The sequence below is a fragment of the Nostoc sp. CALU 1950 genome, from assembly GCF_051172895.1.
Taxonomy (GTDB): Bacteria; Cyanobacteriota; Cyanobacteriia; order Cyanobacteriales; family Nostocaceae; genus Nostoc; species Nostoc edaphicum_A.
This window is the reverse complement of sequence record NZ_JBDNJQ010000468.1, coordinates 1-280: the sequence shown is the minus strand read 5'-3', so window position 1 is coordinate 280 and position 280 is coordinate 1. Positions and strand designations below refer to the sequence as shown.

Below are 280 nucleotides of genomic sequence, written 5' to 3'. Positions count from 1 at the left end.
CAGAAGCAGCCTCATCACGCCACTAAAAGCATTTACCCACGATGGCTCGATCTGGTGTATTTCCATGTCTTGTGCCCTATCAGAAATAGTATTGGTGGGCAAACAAGAATCATCGTCCATCCCATGGAGGAAGAAATCCTTCCTTCTTTTGCTGCTGCACTTTGGCGAAAGGTCCATAGCACCACCACCACCACCACCATGGCCCAGTGGCTGTGTTGATAAATTCAACCTAGAGCCATTGAGTAACTTCCTCTGATTGTGATGCGCCCTTGCATAATAA

1 protein-coding gene is annotated in these 280 nt (G+C 47.5%); it reads left to right on the top strand.

All coding sequences use genetic code 11. The features are described 5' to 3' along the window. A partial coding sequence (locus ABF638_RS38445) for a hypothetical protein (RefSeq protein ID WP_435027963.1) occupies window positions 1-219 on the top strand: 219 nt, incomplete at its 5' end. Window positions 220-280: the final 61 nt, after the last annotated feature.